Below are 18,155 nucleotides of genomic sequence, written 5' to 3' on the forward strand. Positions count from 1 at the left end.
TTCTCCACGATAATCTTTCATTTTTATTATATGAAATTTTATTAATAATATAATTCCGTATAGCTCCAATTACTGCACTAACTATTTCACTTGTTCTTGTTACTCACTTCTGATTTACAAATTATTAAAGGACGCTAATGTCTTATTAACTTTTTCAAGAAAAAACCGCATCACTTATGATACGCTTCCCCACGCATAATCTTGAATGCTCTATACACTTGTTCGAGTAAAATGACACGCATCATTTGGTGTGGGAAGGTCATTTTACTGAAGGATAAGGCGTAGTTGCTTCTATCTAAGACGTCTTGATGCAGGCCGTTTGATCCTCCGATGATGAAGGTAAAGTCACTTTGACCTTGAACCATGCGTTGTTGAAGGTTTTTAGCTAATCCTTCTGATGTTAACATGTTGCCTTTGATTTCTAGTGTAATGACTGTGGATTGTGGTTTAACTTTCGCTAGTAATCTTTGGCCTTCTTTTTGTTTTACTTGTTCAATTTCTTTATCGCTCATATTTTCTGGTGCTTTTTCATCAGGTACTTCAATGACTTCTATCTTTGTATAAGCACCTAAACGTTTTTGATATTCTGCAATGGCTTGTTTCCAGTATTTTTCTTTTAATTTGCCTACGGCAAGTACAGTTATCTTCATCATATTCTCCTTCATTCTGAATAGTTATTCTAGTTATCCACAGGTTATCCACCTATTCACAGCTTACTGTCTTAATAAGTGGCTTGTGTATATAAATTCACTGCTATTCTTGTGTATTTTGCCCACATTTCTGTGATTAACTTGTAGATATGTGGATAACTCTGTTGATAATGTGGGTATTTCTCTGTGGATTGTGCACAATTGTGGGTAACTTGTCCTCATTTTGTTAATAACTTAGAGGTGAGTCTTACATAGTTATTCACAGTTTTACGCTTTCTTTACACAAAATTGTGAATAACTACCCTACGTGCACACTACCTTAGAAATTATAGCATGATTGTATACAATTGTTATTATGAAAAATGCCTATACAAATGTTGAGTATAGGCATTACAAACTATTCTGTTCTTAATTCATCTATTTTATTACTTGCCTTCGCGTATTCAATCATTACATCAATGAGTGTTTCTGTATTATCAACGTCCACAGCTTCATTACAGTATTGAATAGTTCTCATATAACCATTCAAAGCACTTAATAATTGATTATATTCTAATACATATCCTGTTGGTGGATCAATTGCCATAATAATTGCACTAGCCTCAGAATACTCAATAAAGGCTCTTTCTACCTCCATGCTTGAAGCATTTTCCAATCCATTATTATCTATATCTGTTATAAAATCATCTATTTTTTCATTATCTTTATCCACGTATTTAATTACTTCGTCCTTTATTTCTTCATATTCATCTGCATTTACAGATACTGTTTTCATTTTTTCTTCCGTTATCTTACTTGTAGATTTCGAAGTACTTTCTTTATCAACCATTTTTTGATTCGAAACATTTTCTTCTACTACTACAGTTTTATTATCAAGTGTAAATGCTGTAAATAGTATCGTAAAGAAAATGCTATACATTGTTATAACAAGTATAATCCCGCCAATTATTAAACCTGTTATTAACTTATTCTTTAGTACCCATCCTTTTAAACTTCGTGTTAGTTTTTTCATGATTGTTGATCCCCTTATATTTATTTTTCTACAATTTTAATATATCATATTTCTTCTTTGTAAATTCAAAAATTTTTATTTAACAAAAAGCTAAAAGTAAAAAGACTCCTGGGATAAATTGCTATCCCAAGAGTCTTCCTCTTTACTGCTTATATTGTATAAATCGGTGTAGGTTCTGCTTTATCTGTATCACATAATAAAACTTCTTTATTTGTATCAATATCATGATGATTTAAGACTTGACCCACACTCATACGCGCTAAATCTTTCATATTGTTATCTTGTGATAAGTGAGAAAGATAAATACGTTTTGTATTGCCTGTAATAACGTCACACATTGCCATTGCCGCATCTTCATTTGAAACGTGTCCCATATCGCCTAAGATACGTTGTTTGGTCTTCCAAGGATAACGACACATGCGCAACATATCTACATCGTGGTTACTTTCAAACATGAAGGCATCACTGCCTCTAATCATGCCTTTCATACGGTCTGAAACATAACCTGTGTCTGTAATCATTGTAAATTTCTTATAGTCATTATGGAAAATATAGAATTGCGGATCAATCGCATCATGCGACACATTGAATGATTCAATATCAAATCCAGCTAATGAATGTGTTTCATAGGGATTGAAGATGAATTTTTGATCCATTGGAATCTTGCTGTCTTTCTTTTCAATTGCTTGCCAAGTTTTTTCGTTGGCATAAATCGGTAATTTATATTTACGCGCAAGTACACCAAGCCCTTTAATATGGTCAATATGTTCATGCGTGACTAAAATCCCATTTAAATCTTGAATATTTTTATCAATCTTACTGAAGAGTTCTTCCATTTTCTTGCCGGTTAATCCAGCATCAACGAGCAGGCTTCCTTTATCACTTTCTACATAAGTGGCATTGCCTGTACTGCCACTCGCTAGTACGCTCATACGTATCAAGCGATTCACCCTTTCTAAGTTTCTAACTGTTTCTATTTTAACTATCGCTATGCATTTTAATTATTATCTCAAATTCTAAGATGTTTGTTAAAGATATGGCTTGGTCATACTGCCGTTTGAGTGGCCGAACAGTGCCGGACCTCATCATTTTGAATTTTTACTTATATATTGTACACCTAATTCATGCTTCTGCCCACCATATCCATAGAAATCATTTCATCCATTGATCATTCCTATGTATAAGAGGAGTACCATCAGATTAATCTCATGATACTCCTCTTTCTACGTTTTATTCTATATGTGTTTGATGTGCTGCTTATCTCACAATAATCTTCGGATTTTTTGAAGTCGCTTCAACATAATACGTTTTGGTTTTAGTACTGCCTGCGTGGTTCACTTTAATCTCCCAGCTTGCCTGTAACACTTGGACATTAGTTTCTCTAACCACTGAGTAATAACCTAAACGTATATTAGTAACCGCATCGTTACGTTTTAAATAACGGTTAAAGTATAATGCTTCAATCGCGTTTCGTGCACTATTGACTTGTTGGGCATCATTATTTTCACCTTTTGACGTATCGAGTTCATGCATCGCAGTTTGACGATAACTGCTTGCTTCTTGATCATCATTGATTTTAAACTTCAACATGGCTTTATCATTATTCATAATTGGTAAGCCATTAAACGTTTGTTCGAAGACTTCTTCATTATCATCCGTACTAAATAGTTGGTAATCTTCGCCTTTATAAATATTTTTCTTCATGTACATTTTAAGGCTAGTCACTTGATCATTGCTGACGCTGATAGGTGGACTGATTTCACCTTGTGCAACTTTACCATCATCTTCAGTCTTCACTTCATCTTTTGATTTCGCATAATTGGTAAAGTCTTTAGAACGGCCTGTTACGAGTTGTACTTTCAAACCTCTGACATCTGGTAATTCTTTAGGAATACTGATTTCTTCTTGTCTGAAGTTGACCTCATTGCGCCCTTCAGCATCATTGATGTAAGACTTATTGATTTTATTCACATACATCACAGCTAACATGATATTGATGATGAGGAACACGAAAATGAAGAGTGTCTTTGCGGTCTTCCAATTCATGACTTAAGCCCTCCATTCTCGTAAGCATACCATTCACCATCATATTGGACATACCACTGGGGTACATACTCGCTATTACGCTGTACCTCCATGTCGCTTTTTTCTCTGTCTTTCATAGTATAGCCAATGGTTATATTTGTGATTTTCTTAAAGTCGATTGCTGGATTGTTCGCGAGATTAGAACGCACGGTTTCTGCACCTGGCAATTTTTCTTTTTCTTCACCGCTATCAATCGTAATATTGCTTTTTAATAAAGAACGACCATAGCTGAATATACCTTTTTCGCCCCAAGCCACTTGAATCGTACTTAAATTGTTTTCATTAAACACAGGCACACCATTTAAAAACATTTGATATGTGAGCTCTCCAGACTCTTTATCCGTATCAAAGAGACGGAAATCATCTGTGAAGCCGCCATGTGTATTAATAAAGTCAAACGTACTTGGAATCGTTTCTAACATATTTTTAGACTTCGATTCATCTTCCGATAAATTCGTATAACGATAGAGTTCATTTTTCGAATCATATGTTGCGACACCCGTATTATTGTTGTAAGTAGTGTTGCCGCTTTTCGTACTGCGAACCACCACAGAATCATTAAAGAGTATAGAATTCATTGTTTCTACACTAATATGATTAAAAATCGTACGATACGTTTTTAAATGTTGCGGTTTGTCCGGCGCAAAGATATGCGTTGCGGTATCAATCGTATTTCTATTCGTAATAATATCTGTAAACGGCATTAACTTCGGTTTAATCTTCTTGATTAAATCATTTACCTGATTACTTGGAATAGACGTCGTCATACGCATCACACGGTGATGATCACTGCTGATGGCATAAATGACTGCTGTGTCCTTTTGATCCGCATCAATTAATAAACGATTGAATTCATACTTATTTGAGATTTTCGCATCCATATTCAAGACTTGTCCTAAATACATAGATAAAGGCATATCATACGCAAAATCCAACACTAAGAAGTTATCGCTTAACTCTGGAATAAATAAGTTATGTGCATGGTAAACCTCATGCGCATCTTCCACTTCTTTATTCTTTAACAGCTTCACGATATTACGATTAATGGGACGTGTTTCTAAAGCACCTGTGAACTTATCATCATTCGAATACACCACTTGATAAGGAGAGATGACACTCGACATCGTTTCTGAATTTGCTTTACCGATAGCATTCTGATTCGTTTTCTTGTTATCTTGACTTTCAAGGTTCGCAAGATCCGGTGAGAAATTCCACATTAAATATGTGAGCACAATACTCATTAAGACTAATAGTGTAAGTATGACAGATTTTGCTGCTTCTTTATGCCTCATCCCAATCACCATCTTCTATAACTTCACACGGTAATGTGATGAAGATTGAGGTACCTTGTCCTTCGACACTATTTGCCCAAATGCGTCCATTATGTGCTTCGACAATTTCTTTCGAAATCGCAAGACCTAAACCTGTACCGCCCATCTTACGTGTACGTGCTTTATCGACACGGAAGAAACGATCAAAGATTTTATCCACTTTATTAATTGGAATCCCGATACCATTATCTTTAATACGAATCGTCATACGGTTATACAACGGATTCGGTTTCACGTGAAACTCAACACGTTTACTGCCGCGTGAGTATTTCATCGCATTCGTAATCACATTATCAAACACTTGTGTCATCTTATCCGGATCAATTTCCGCAAAGATCGTTTCATCCGGAATATCACGCACAAATGTAACATCTTTCGCTGCCATCTCATGACGGTTGATAATTTTATTAATAAACATGTTAAAGTCCACAATTTCTTTTGTGATTTGTTCTGTATCATTATCCATACGAGATAAATTCAATAAGTCATTAACCAATCGAATCATACGTACCGTTTCTTCTCTAGTCACAGATAAGAACTGCGGCGCAATATCAGGATCTTGCCATGCACCTTCTTCTAACGCCTCTAAATAACTGTTCATAGATGTTAATGGTGTACGCAACTCGTGTGAAACGTTCGCAACGAATTCACGACGTTCTTGTTCCACTTGTTGTTGTTCCGTTACATCATGCAGCACCGCAATGTAACCTGTCACAAAGCCAGTGTCTTGAACAATCGTACTGAAGCTGACACGCGCAATAATACCTTCCGCTTCATTAATATCCAACAAGAAGCTATTATTATTCTCTTGCATCTCATCTAACGCAAATTCATCTTCTAAATCTAACACACCCAGCATGTTGTAACCCATGACATCTTCTTTGGCCATGCCTAACATCTTCAATGCCATATCATTCACAATACGCACACGTCCACGTCTGTCTGTCGCAATGACACCATCACTCATATGTGTGATAACAGAGTCTAAACGACGTTTCTCACTTTCCGTATTCGCTTGGGCTTCTTGTACACGTTTTGATAAGTTATTGAAGGCTAATGCCAATTCACCGATTTCATCATTACCATAGATTTTCACACGCTGCGTATAATTCCCTTTAGACATTTCAACCGTTTGGTTACGCATATCCGTAATCGGTTTGGTAATCGTACGCGCAATAAAGAATCCGAGCAATCCTGTGATAAATAAAGAAATCGCAGTACCCACAATAAAGATTTGGTTGAAGTTGTTTAATTGGTCATACACACCATCAATGTCCGCTTCAATATAAATATCTCCAATAACGCCTTTAGACGACTTCACAGGCAAGTTATAAATCCATACACGTTGTTTACCCTTGCCATAGTCTTTCAGCATCGTATGGTCATTCGCTTGACCTAATGAGAGTGCCTTTTGAATTGAGGTATCATTGGCTTTTTGATTAATAATACTGTTTGAAGATTGTTTCGTTGATGCGACAATAATCTGATCTTTATCAATATAGTTGATTTGCTCAATCTCTTGACGGTTCGCATATTCATTTAATAATTCTTGAATCTCTTTTTGCTTATTGACTGATTTGTTTTCTTCATTGACCTTCTCCACGTTAATCTCTATCTGTTTCGCATATTGCGAAATATTGTTTTTAAATGTCTGTGTTAACTCGCGTTCCAGATTATTCGTAAAGTATAATCCGATAATCTGCATTCCGATAATAATTAATAAGACATAAACAATAACGAGCTTCGTGTGAAGGGATTGAAATTGTTTAAGCCATTTCATAGACTATGTCCTCAGTCATGCTGCTGCAAGAAGTATCCGACACCGCGGCGTGTCACGATATATTCTGGATGTGACGGATCATCTTCGATTTTTTCTCTTAAACGACGAATCGTTACATCAACTGTACGTACGTCACCGAAGTAATCATAGCCCCATACTGTTTGCAGTAAGTGTTCACGTGTCATCACTTGCCCCATATGATTTGCTAAATAGTGGAACAATTCGAATTCACGATGTGTCAATTCAATATCTTTGCCGCGTTTCTTAATAGAGTACGCATCTGGATAAATGACAATATCTTTAATTTTAATTTCATTCGGCGCATTGTTCGCTTCTTGCGGTTGTGTATATTGACGACGTAAGTTCGCTTTCACACGTGCAATCAATTCACGTGTGCTGAACGGTTTCGTCACATAGTCATCCGCACCAAGTTCTAAACCTAGCACCTTATCAATCTCTGAGTCTTTTGCCGTTAACATGATAATCGGCATTTCATATTTTTTACGCACTTCACGGCAGACTTCCATACCATCTCTGCCTGGAAGCATAATATCTAAGAGTACGATATCTGGTTCTTCTTCATAAATTAAGTCAATCGCATCATTTCCATCATACGCACAAAAGACTTCATAACCTTCTTTTTTCAAGTTAAATTCTAGAATATCAGCAATAGGTTTTTCATCGTCTACTACAACTACTTTTCTCGCCATAATCCTAAACCTCATTTCTAATCATAATCGTACATGAATCATTTTATTTAGACATAAGTATCTACTATATAATTTACCATTTCTAGCACGTCAATTCTATTTTTCATTGAAATTTATTCTGTTATCGACGATTTATTCAAGGAGATGAAACATATTTTAAGAAAGTTTTGTAAATGCTATGTGAATAACAAAAGAGGGAATGTCTATAAGAGAGGATTCATGCATGTTTACGTTATTGTAACATTTCATTACATTTTATACCTTTATTTTGTTTTTTAATCGTTCATCATCTAATTTGACTTCAAACGATTTAAACGTCGGCATGAAAAAAAGACAAAATAAAAATGCCCACCCTATTGGATGAGCATTGTACGGTCTCGACGGGAATCGAACCCGCGATCTCCTGCGTGACAGGCAGGCGTGTTAACCGCTACACTACGAGACCTAAAATGGTGACTCCTACGGGACTCGAACCCGTGTTACCGCCGTGAAAGGGCGGTGTCTTAACCGCTTGACCAAGGAGCCGTTTTTCAAGGAGCCGTTTTTCAAGCACAAGATAGATTATAGCACAGCTCTTTAAAAAAACACAAGCAATTTTTAAGAAATTTTTGTATAATTTTTACATAACCCATTTTAGGAGGCAAATTATGAATCAATCTTCGCACTCTGAGGGTCATACAAAGAAAGAAAAAAGATTGTCTCTCACTCAAATTATAATACGTATTCTTTTTTTAACGATAGGGTCAATGCTTACGGCAGTAGGACTTGAACTCTTCTTAGTCCCCAATAAATTGTTAGATGGCGGGATTGTCGGTGTTTCGATTATCTTATCGCATTTAACTGGTTTATCACTGGGTGTATTTATTTTTATTCTCAACTTACCCTTTTTCTTTTTAGGTTATAAACAAATCGGTAAAACATTTGCGGTCTCTACACTTTATGCGATTACTGTCTTATCTATCGGAACCACATTGCTTCATGATATTCCTGCAGTCGTTAGAGAACCTTTATTGATTACCATCTTCGGTGGAGCGATTGTCGGTATTGGTGTCGGTTTAGTTATCCGTGCCGGCGGCAGTATGGATGGCACAGAAATCATGTCAATTCTCGTTCATAACCGTCTGCCATTTTCAGTCGGTGAAATCGTCATGATTTTCAACTTCTTTATTTTCGCAGTTGCTGGCTTTGTATTTACTTGGGAAAGTGCCATGTATAGTGTCGTTGCTTATTTCATCGCATTTAAAATGATTGATTTAATTTTAATCGGTTTAGATGAATCTAAAGCAGTCTGGATTATCAGTGATGACTATAAAGAAATCGGAGAAGCCATTAACGACCGTTTAGGACGTGGTGTGACGTACTTACACGCAGAGGGTGCCTATACAGGTGATCCGCGTAAAGTCGTCTTCACGGTCATTACGCGTGTCGAGGAAGCGAAGTTAAAAGAGGTCGTAATCCAAATCGATCCGAATGCCTTCTTATCCTTCGGTAATGTCTCTGAAGTACGTGGCGGACACCATCGTAAGAAGAAAATTCATTAATCATGTTTCACTTATTTAAACTTCATAATTTCTTGTACAAAAAATGCAATGCAGGTTTACGCCCGCATTGCATTTTTCTGTTCTATTCAAATTAAGACCATAATGGTTTTAACATATTTGTTTGTGTACGGTCTGGACCTACAGAGAAGATAGAGATATCTACGTTACAAAGTTCAGAGATACGTTCTAAATAACGACGTGCATTGTCTGGTAACTCTTCTAATGATTGTACGCCTGTAATATCTTCAGTCCAGCCTGGTAATTCTTCATAAATCGGTTTACAACGATTTAACGCATTTAAGTTTGCTGGGTATTCTGTGATTTCTTCACCATCTAACTCATACGCAACACAGATTTTAACTGTATCTAAACCAGTTAAAACGTCGATTGAGTTAATAGATAAGTCAGTAATACCGCTGACACGACGAGAGTGACGTAATACAACTGAGTCGAACCAGCCGACACGACGTGGACGTCCTGTTGTTGTACCGTATTCACGACCTACTTCGCGGATATGATGACCATCTTCATCAAATAATTCAGTAGGGAATGGTCCATCACCTACACGTGATGTATATGCTTTACATACACCGATAACTTTAGATACAGATGTTGGTCCAATACCGCCACCTACAGTAACGTTACCAGCAATCGGGTTGCTTGATGTAACGAATGGGTATGTACCATGGTCAATGTCTAACATAACCCCTTGTGCACCTTCGAATAATACACGTTCGTTTGCGACAAGTGCATCATCTAATAATTTAGGTGTATCTGTTACATATTCTTTTAAGCGTTGACCAGCCGCATAGTATTCTTCGAAGATATCTTCGAAAGCTGGCGCTTCTTCATTAAACATACCTTTAAAGTATGCTGCTTTGTGTTCAAGGTTTGCTTTTAATAAGCGTTCGAATGTTTCTTTGTCTAATAAATCCGCCATACGGATTCCGATTCTTTGTGCTTTATCAACGTATGCTGGGCCGATACCTTTCTTAGTCGTACCGATTTTGTTATCACCACGAAGACGTTCTTCATACTCATCTTGTAATAAGTGGTAAGGCAAAATAACCTGTGCACGATTTGAAATACGCAAATTATTTGTTGGAATGCCACGTTCGTTTAATGCGTCCAACTCTTTTAATAATGCAACCGGATCAACTACTACACCATTACCGATCACAGATAATTTATCTTGATAGAAAATGCCAGATGGCACTAAGTGTAATTTATAAGTTTCTCCGCCAAATTTGATTGTATGACCTGCGTTATTTCCGCCTGAAAAACGTGCAATAACGTCCGCTTGTTCTGCTAAAAAGTCTGTAATTTTACCTTTACCTTCGTCTCCCCATTGTGTCCCAACAACTACGATTGATGACATAAGAGCACCTCCAAGTTATTCTCAATTAACCATTCAATATTCTATCAATTGTAAGCGTGTAATGCAAATAGAAAACGAACATTAAATATTACAGGTTTTTGGCAGTTCAGTGAACTTACAAACTTCCAAAAAAGCAATATAAACCCTTCAACGCCAATGTTTCACAACCATTTTTCCATCTTTTACTACACATACTTATTGACAATATACCCCTTTTAAATCGTCTTAAAGCCGTACATTAAATTATAAATTTATGTTATCGTACGTAAAAATATTTTTAAAATCGCTCCTTTCTATCCTTTATTTTGTATATTTCCATAAAAAAAGACCAAAACGCGCGTTTGGTCTCTTTACATTTATCTCTTAGTTGAATTTCTCACTTACATCATATCAGCGTGTGCATAATCGATGTCTGTGAATTTATTATATTGTTTCATGAAGTGCAGCTTAACAGTACCCGTTGGGCCGTTACGTTGCTTCGCAATAATCACTTCAATTTCACCATTATCATCATTTGTGACAGGTTCCATACCGCCGTCTTCATCATCTTCGCCATCTTCACGATTATAATAATCATCACGATATAAGAAAGCAACGATATCCGCATCTTGCTCGATAGAACCAGATTCACGAATATCACTCATCATTGGTCGTTTATCTTGTCGTTGTTCAACACCACGAGATAACTGACTTAATGCGATAACTGGACATTCTAGTTCACGTGCAATGGCTTTTAATGTTCTTGAGATCTCAGATACTTCTTGTTGACGGTTATCTGACATACGAGAACCGCTTCCCATAATCAACTGTAAGTAGTCAATCACAATCATATCTAAACCATGTTCTTGTTTTAATCGACGGCACTTCGAACGTAAGTCTGTAATTCTGATACCTGGTGTATCATCAATAAAGATCTTAGTTTTAGATAATTTACCGACTGCCACCGTGAATCGATTCCAGTCTTCATCTGTCATCGTTCCGGTACGCAAACGATTTGAGTCTACATTCCCTGAACTACAAATCATACGTGTGGCTAATTGGTCTGCACCCATCTCTAATGAGAAGATGCCAACTGTATAATTACTTTCGTGCGTCGCAACTTTTTGCGCTATATTTAATGCGAAGGCAGTCTTACCTACTGAGGGACGTGCGGCTAAAATGATTAAATCATTTCGGTTAAAGCCTGCCGTCATTTGGTCTAAATCACGATACCCTGTTGGGATACCTGGTGTTTGACCACTATTTTGGTCTAACTCTTCAGCATTCTCATAGACTTGTCCTAAAACGTCTCTGATATCTTTGAATCCTTCAGATTCTCTCGTAGATGCAAGTTCTAAAATCTTACGCTCCGCATCACTTAAGATATCATCTAGTTCCAATTCTGAATCATAGCCGTCTTTCGCGATTTGGTCTGCGACACGAATTAAGTTACGTTTCGCAGCTAATTTATAAACAATCTCACGATAGTACTCAATATTTCTTGTCGTCGGTACATTGCTTGCGAGCTCCGCAAGATATTGCGGACCGCCCGCTTCACTCAATGTTCCTTCAGATGTCAGCTGGTCCATTAAGGTTACGACATCTATTTCACTATTTTCCTCAAAGAGGTGCATCATCGCACGGAAGATGTGTTGGTGAGCGCCTCTATAAAAGGACTCAGGAAGTAAGACTCCCTGAGTTTCCCCCATGAGCTGTGGATCAATAATAATGGCACCTAAGACAGATTGCTCAGCTTCGTTATTGTGCGGCATCTGGTTTTGTTCATACATTCCATCCATTTTTTGATTACACCTCTAATTATTTCATTGGTTATTATTGTTCAACAGTGTGAACACGGATTGTACCATCGACTTTTTTGTCTAATTTTACAGGTACATTAGTATAACCTAAGGCATGGATACCATTAGGTAAGTCCATTTTACGTTTATCAATTTTGATATCGTGTTGCTTTTGTAAAGCTTGCGCAATTTGTTTTGTGCTGACAGAACCGAATAATTTGCCGCCTTCACCAGATTTTGCTGTGACTTCTACTTCGATGTCTTCAAGACGTTTTGCTAATGCTTTCGCATCTTCGATTTCTTGTTCTCTTTCTTCTTCAGCACGTTTGTTTTTAAGTTCTAATTGTTTCAAGTTGCCAGGTGTAGCTTCTACAGCAACGTTTTTCTTGAATAAGAAGTTTTGTGCGTAACCTACTGGTACGTCTTTTACTTCGCCTTTCTTGCCTTTACCTTTAACATCTTGTGTAAAAATTACTTTCATTGTCCTTCACTCCTACTGATTTGTTCATCTATTGCTTGTTGTAATTGTTCTACTGCTTCATCTACTGTTACACCTTTAATTTGCGTCGCAGCATTCGTTAAATGACCGCCGCCGCCTAAAGCTTCCATTGTCAGTTGGACGTTGATAGAGCCGAGTGAACGGGCTGAAATACCCACTAAATCATCTTCTCGTCTAGCCACTACATATGAGGCCTCTACACCATCTAAACTTAACAATTCGTCTGCAGCTTGTGCAACTGTAACAGGGTGATAGATTTTATCATTAGATCCATGTGCCACCGCAATCCCATTGTCTTGCAGTTTCACAGTTCGAATCAGTTCTGAACGATTAATGTACGTATCTATATCATCTTTTAAGAAATGCTGCGTCAAGATAGTATCTGCACCATGTGCTCTTAGATAACTTGCCGCATCAAAGGTTCTTGAACCTGTACGTAATGTAAAGTTACGTGTATCGACAATAATACCTGCATACATAATCGTTGATTCTAGTCTTGTTAGACGTTGTTCTGTTGGTTGGTATTCAAGCAACTCTGTCACAAGCTCTGCTGTAGAGCTGGCATAAGGTTCCATGTATACCAATAATGGATGAGAGATAAAGCTTTCTCCACGACGGTGGTGATCGATAACCACTTTACGGTTCGCTTTATTTAAGATGTTCTCATCTAACACCATCTCAGGTTTATGCGTATCCACAACGACTAAAGTCGTTTTCGATGTCATTATATCCCATGCATCATCAGATGTGATGAAACGTTCTTTTAATTCTGGTTTCTTATCAATTTCATCCATGACACGACGCAGTGTCGGATCAATGTCTTCTTCGTTTAAAACCACATATGCGTCTAAGTTATTCATCATCGCAAAGCGGGATACACCAATGGCAGCACCAATGGCATCTAAGTCAGGACGTTTATGTCCCATAATGATGACTTTGTCGCCTTCCATCAAGATATCTTTTAAAGCGTGTGAGATAACACGTGCACGTACACGCGTACGTTTTTCCATCGGGTCAGTCTTACCGCCATAGAATCTCACGTTGCCATTGATATGTTTAATTGCGACTTGGTCACCGCCACGGCCAAGGGCTAAATCTAAACCTGATTGTGATAATTCCCCTAAATCAATCAAGTTCTCTGAACCTTCACCGACACCGATACTTAATGTCAGTTGTGCACGATAACCTACACTCTTTTCACGTAAATTACGTAATAAATCAAAATTCGATTCTTCCAATTGATCAAGAATACGGCGGTTTAAATACGCCACAAATTGGTCTGAACTATAACGTTTAAAGAAGATATCATACTCAGAAGCCCAGCGGCTGATGACACGTGTCACCATAGAGTTGATTTCAGAACGTTGTGTATCGTTCATATTTTGTGTGATTTCATCGTAGTTATCAAGGAATAAGGTTGCGATAACTGGTTTAGATTCCTCATATAATTCATATGTGTGTACTTCTTCTGTGATATCAAAGAAATATAAGACCTGTTCATCTTCTGAATAGCGTACACGGTAATGATAATTGCCGTCTGTAATTTCAATTTCTTGCGTCTTCTCTAATTGTTTCAGAATGTTCGGGTACACTTCATTTATCGGATCTGAGATAACATTACGATCCAATCGTTCTGACATGAAATGGTTCATCCATTCTACATCCTCGTTCTCATCAAGAACAATGATGCCAATCGGCAAACTTTTAATCGCGATACTATTACCGGCCGATATCTGTCCGCTCAAATCATCTACATAATGATCTAATCGTAAGAATGCATTACGTAACGTAAACGCACTGACAATAATCATCACAAGTAATACTGCAGTTGCGATACCGGCAATTAATTGGTTGAAGATAAACCAAACTACCACTAATGCAATTGCAGTGACGACCATGAGCAAGAAAGGTACAAGCAGTGCTTTCTTTGTAGATTGACGATTCATTCTGTCACCTCAAATCATTTTTTGATAAATCGTTTTAAATTGAATGTAATGTCTACAACACCAAGTAACCCGATAACTGGGAAAACAGGTGTCATTAAAAATCCTATAATCATTAATAAAGTGCCCACCCCTGTCGGCATGCGTTTCACTTTCGCAAAGTAAGCAATGAAACTCAAACCTTGAATGAACATAATAAATGATAAGATAACCTGCATATTTAAAACGATACTTTGGAACGTGCCAGGTTGTGTTGCGAACATGACACAAAGCAATACTATAAAGTAAATATATGCGAGTACACGTTTAAACTGCCATACATATAACGGTTTAAACACTGGGGTTGCTATTTTGAACTTACGTAAAATCGGAAACGATACAATCAAGTTAATCAGTATCAAAATAAAAATGACGATAACTGTGTAACTTGGTAATTGAACTGCTAATTGTCTAAAACCCTCTTCTAACACACTGCGTGAAGAAGCATCTAGTCCGCTCATTGCCATCGCTTGATACAACTGATCTTTAAATGGCTTTACAAGTACTTGTGAAAGCGGAAGTTTATCAAACACTTGAAGCAGCATAAAGCCTGCCAAACTGATAATACTCATATATGTAGTTGCGATATAGAGTATACGTTCTTTAGATGTACGTTCTTTTAATAATTGCCCTATTATCAAACTAAAAATCAAAATGAAGATGATATAGCTCAGTACACCTTCACTTCCAAAAAGAACAGCTAAAATAACTGTGATCAGTGCGGCTATACCGAAAGACATAATAGACTTATGCCATAAAATAATACCAGGCACCGTTGCAACGAAAAATAAGATGAGTCCGGCAACCGGTAAAACATAGGTGACTGCCGCAACAATCAGCAATGCCAACGTTGCAAGTAGCGTCGCCTTTAGGTCTATTTTTGCAAACAAATTCGCCACTCCTATACTTTAGTAACTATAAGAATTATTTTAACATAGTTGGCAAGAATCACCTACTTGATATCACTAGCCTCCTACATGTTTTCAAGTATGTAGATTATGTTCAAATACTTCCCTTGTTTCTTATCAACTATTCCCCATCTGTTATAATGTTTCTCTATGGAAAAATGAGGTAAATAATAAATAAAATGCTTATATTATAATAGGAAAAGAGGAGGTTCTATGACTACTGGAAGTATCATTACATATTGTATTGCTGGCCTATTATTAATTGCAGCAATCGCTATTCTTCTCAGCGAAACAAAAAAGCCAAAACAAATAAGAAGTCAAAAAGCGACAGTTCTAGTATTAGCACTCTTTCTCATTTCAAGTTTAATGATTTTTATCCTCAGTCTCATTCAGTCACTCTCTTAACAAAAAGTCTGTACCCTAAACTAAATTTATTTTGTTAAATTTTTATTAATTCACGAAAACGCTATCGTAATATATTGCAAACCACGTTATAATGAGGAGGATAAAAAATGATTTAAACGAAGAAGGAGTACCATAAGTATGCAGAAAGTTTTCTTAGCTGGAAGCAGTCTTGCGCTGTTCTTCACAAGCATTTTATGTTTCGTATTGCATGCCTTAATTAAAATGAGCATTACAGGTCTCATCTTTTTAAACGCTGGAAATTTTCTGATTCCATTAGGTTGTGCATTTGTGTCACTAAGCATTATGAGTGTCATCGCATTTCTTTATGTCGATACCGCTGAAAAATCAGAAACACGAAATCAAGAGTGATCAAGTTAGACTTCCGTTTGTCTGCAGTAAGACATCCAATCGTCTACAAACACTTTAATATCAACACTTTCAAAATATTCTATTTCAACCGATTATCCTTAGAGGGCAGTCGGTTTTTCTTTGTTTTTCAGGAAATAATCAAATGGGAAATAATAAAATATAATAAAAAGAGGACGCTATGTTGGTAAGGCATAGCGTCCATGTGGTAGGTAAATATATATATTGGAACGAGGTTGGATCATCTTAATTCGTTTTTCCAACTACTCGATGATCCCATTTATTTTGTTGCAGGGCCGATTTTTTCTTTTCCGCCCATGAACGGTACCAAGGCTTCTGGAATTGTAATTGATCCATCAGCGTTTTGGTAATTTTCAACAATTGCCGCAAACGTACGACCTACTGCTAAACCACTTCCGTTCAATGTATGAACTAATTCAGGTTTCGCATCTTTGTCGCGTTTGAAGCGAATGTTAGCACGACGTGCTTGGAAATCTGTCATGTTAGAACATGAGCTGATTTCTTTGTAGTCTTGATAACTTGGAAGCCAAACTTCTAAGTCATATGTTTTACTTGAACTGAATCCTAAGTCGCCAGTACAAAGAATGACACGACGATATGGTAATTCAAGTTCTTCTAAGATTGCTTCTGCGTTGCTTGTTAACTGTTCTAATGCATCCCAAGAATCTTCAGGTTTTTCAAAACGTACCAACTCAACTTTATCGAATTGGTGTAAACGGATTAAGCCACGTGTATCACGTCCGGCAGAACCCGCTTCACTTCTGAAGCAAGCTGACTGTCCAGTGAACTTGCCTGGCAATTGATCTGCAGACAAGACTTCTTCGCGGTAGAAGTTAGTTAACGGTACTTCCGCAGTCGGAATCATGTAAAGTCCTTCTTTTTCAACTTTGAATAAGTCTTCTTCGAATTTTGGAAGTTGACCTGTACCATACATAGAATTCGCATTCACAAGCTGTGGTACCATCATTTCAGTATAGCCGTGCTGTGTTGTATGTTTTGTTAACATGTAGTTCATTAACGCACGTTCTAACTGTGCACCTTCATTTGTTAAGAAGACGAAACGTGCACCAGATACGCGTGCAGCACGTTCGAAATCTGCCATACCTAATTCTTCAACTAAATCCCAGTGTGCTTTCGCTTCGAAGTCGAATTCACGAGGTGTACCCCATTTTTTCACTTCGATATTATCTTCATCTGTTTCACCTTCAGGAACATCATCATGCATGATATTAGGGATTGTAGATAATTTATAATGTAAATCATTGTCCACTTCGTTTAACTCAGTATCAATATCTTTAATTTTGTCGCCAAGTTTTCTCATTTCTTCAATAACATCATCCGCATTTTCTTTATTGCGTTTTTTCTCAGCGATTTCACCGCTTACTCGGTTACGTTCAGCTTTCATTTCTTCTGCTTTACCAATTAATTCACGGCGTTTACCATCAAGATCTAATACTGTATCCACAATTTGTGGGTCCATTCCGCGTAATTTTACTTTCTCTTTCAAGCGATCCGTTTCATTTCTAAACAATTTAATATCTAACATGTGTCAGTCATCCTTTCAAAATAAGTGTCGGGGTATTTAAAATCAAAATAATAATATAGTGCGGGTAGCTGAAAAAGCATAAAAAAATACCACGCCCCTACAAGGGACGTGGTATTACGTGTTGCCACCCTATTTAACAGTATAAATCAAAAAATTGATATAT

The 18,155-nt window shown here is 37.0% G+C and carries 16 protein-coding genes, 2 tRNA genes and 1 other annotated feature (1 of these 19 running past the window's edge); of the genes, 3 read left to right on the plus strand and 15 right to left on the minus strand.

Annotated elements, in window-relative coordinates:
* Positions 1-170 precede the first annotated feature (170 nt).
* From rlmH to ACFCT9_RS09970, 9 genes are all read right to left on the minus strand, one after another.
* Positions 171-650, minus strand: a complete 480-nt coding sequence (gene rlmH, locus ACFCT9_RS09930) for a 23S rRNA (pseudouridine(1915)-N(3))-methyltransferase RlmH (RefSeq protein ID WP_412518997.1) — start codon at positions 648-650, stop codon at positions 171-173.
* A gap of 397 nt (positions 651-1,047) precedes the next feature.
* A complete protein-coding gene (locus ACFCT9_RS09935) occupies positions 1,048-1,662 on the minus strand; it encodes a hypothetical protein (protein ID WP_412518999.1) in 615 nt (204 codons plus the stop codon).
* Between the two features lie 149 nt (positions 1,663-1,811).
* Complete coding sequence (locus tag ACFCT9_RS09940) at positions 1,812-2,612, minus strand: MBL fold metallo-hydrolase (RefSeq protein ID WP_412519001.1); 801 nt, start codon at positions 2,610-2,612, stop codon at positions 1,812-1,814.
* Between the two features lie 307 nt (positions 2,613-2,919).
* The gene (locus ACFCT9_RS09945) at positions 2,920-3,708 is read right to left on the minus strand and encodes a two-component system regulatory protein YycI (RefSeq protein WP_412519003.1); all 789 of its coding nucleotides are present in this window, start codon (positions 3,706-3,708) and stop codon (positions 2,920-2,922) included.
* On the minus strand, positions 3,705-5,039 hold the full coding sequence (locus ACFCT9_RS09950; protein ID WP_412519005.1) for a YycH family regulatory protein: 1,335 nt from the start codon (positions 5,037-5,039) through the stop codon (positions 3,705-3,707). The genes ACFCT9_RS09945 and ACFCT9_RS09950 overlap by 4 nt, the downstream gene beginning before the upstream one ends.
* Entirely contained in the window at positions 5,029-6,858 is a 1,830-nt protein-coding gene (walK, locus tag ACFCT9_RS09955; RefSeq protein WP_412519006.1) for a cell wall metabolism sensor histidine kinase WalK, read from the minus strand. Before walK ends, ACFCT9_RS09950 begins: the two co-directional genes overlap by 11 nt.
* Positions 6,859-6,869: 11 nt before the next feature.
* Positions 6,870-7,568 carry a response regulator YycF gene (gene yycF / locus ACFCT9_RS09960; protein ID WP_002480279.1) on the minus strand — a complete coding sequence of 233 codons (699 nt, stop codon included), beginning with the start codon at positions 7,566-7,568 and terminating at the stop codon, positions 6,870-6,872.
* A gap of 372 nt (positions 7,569-7,940) precedes the next feature.
* A tRNA-Asp gene (locus ACFCT9_RS09965) sits at positions 7,941-8,013 on the minus strand.
* 5 nt (positions 8,014-8,018) lie between these two features.
* Positions 8,019-8,093: transfer RNA gene (locus ACFCT9_RS09970), tRNA-Glu, on the minus strand.
* A gap of 122 nt (positions 8,094-8,215) precedes the next feature.
* Between ACFCT9_RS09970 and ACFCT9_RS09975 the strand changes: the two genes are divergently transcribed.
* Positions 8,216-9,109: a YitT family protein gene (locus ACFCT9_RS09975; RefSeq protein ID WP_412519008.1), complete on the plus strand. Its 894-nt coding sequence runs from the start codon at positions 8,216-8,218 to the stop codon at positions 9,107-9,109.
* Positions 9,110-9,200: 91 nt separating this feature from the next.
* Here the strand turns inward: ACFCT9_RS09975 and ACFCT9_RS09980 are convergent, their stop codons facing one another.
* The 5 genes from ACFCT9_RS09980 to ACFCT9_RS10000 all read right to left on the minus strand — a co-directional run bounded on the left by ACFCT9_RS09980 (position 9,201) and on the right by ACFCT9_RS10000 (position 15,651).
* Positions 9,201-10,487: an adenylosuccinate synthase gene (locus tag ACFCT9_RS09980; protein WP_412519010.1), complete on the minus strand. Its 1,287-nt coding sequence runs from the start codon at positions 10,485-10,487 to the stop codon at positions 9,201-9,203.
* 380 nt (positions 10,488-10,867) lie between these two features.
* Positions 10,868-12,265 carry a replicative DNA helicase gene (dnaB, locus tag ACFCT9_RS09985; protein ID WP_412519012.1) on the minus strand — a complete coding sequence of 466 codons (1,398 nt, stop codon included), beginning with the start codon at positions 12,263-12,265 and terminating at the stop codon, positions 10,868-10,870.
* 34 nt (positions 12,266-12,299) lie between these two features.
* Positions 12,300-12,746: a 50S ribosomal protein L9 gene (gene rplI / locus ACFCT9_RS09990; RefSeq protein ID WP_412519014.1), complete on the minus strand. Its 447-nt coding sequence runs from the start codon at positions 12,744-12,746 to the stop codon at positions 12,300-12,302.
* Positions 12,743-14,710: a DHH family phosphoesterase gene (locus tag ACFCT9_RS09995; protein ID WP_412519015.1), complete on the minus strand. Its 1,968-nt coding sequence runs from the start codon at positions 14,708-14,710 to the stop codon at positions 12,743-12,745. Before ACFCT9_RS09995 ends, rplI begins: the two co-directional genes overlap by 4 nt.
* A gap of 14 nt (positions 14,711-14,724) precedes the next feature.
* The gene (locus ACFCT9_RS10000; RefSeq protein ID WP_412521658.1) at positions 14,725-15,651 is read right to left on the minus strand and encodes a DUF2232 domain-containing protein; all 927 of its coding nucleotides are present in this window, start codon (positions 15,649-15,651) and stop codon (positions 14,725-14,727) included.
* Between the two features lie 216 nt (positions 15,652-15,867).
* Between ACFCT9_RS10000 and ACFCT9_RS10005 the strand changes: the two genes are divergently transcribed.
* Both ACFCT9_RS10005 and ACFCT9_RS10010 read left to right on the plus strand, forming a co-directional pair.
* Complete coding sequence (locus tag ACFCT9_RS10005) at positions 15,868-16,059, plus strand: hypothetical protein (protein WP_412519016.1); 192 nt, start codon at positions 15,868-15,870, stop codon at positions 16,057-16,059.
* A gap of 138 nt (positions 16,060-16,197) precedes the next feature.
* Positions 16,198-16,428: a hypothetical protein gene (locus ACFCT9_RS10010; RefSeq protein ID WP_412519018.1), complete on the plus strand. Its 231-nt coding sequence runs from the start codon at positions 16,198-16,200 to the stop codon at positions 16,426-16,428.
* A gap of 277 nt (positions 16,429-16,705) precedes the next feature.
* Here the strand turns inward: ACFCT9_RS10010 and serS are convergent, their stop codons facing one another.
* Positions 16,706-17,992: a serine--tRNA ligase gene (serS, locus tag ACFCT9_RS10015; protein ID WP_412519019.1), complete on the minus strand. Its 1,287-nt coding sequence runs from the start codon at positions 17,990-17,992 to the stop codon at positions 16,706-16,708.
* Positions 17,993-18,091: 99 nt separating this feature from the next.
* Positions 18,092-18,155 (minus strand) — a binding site (T-box leader); it runs 140 nt beyond the window's last position.

Source organism: Staphylococcus simulans (assembly GCF_047037175.1).
In the GTDB taxonomy this organism is placed as follows: domain Bacteria; phylum Bacillota; class Bacilli; order Staphylococcales; family Staphylococcaceae; genus Staphylococcus; species Staphylococcus simulans_C.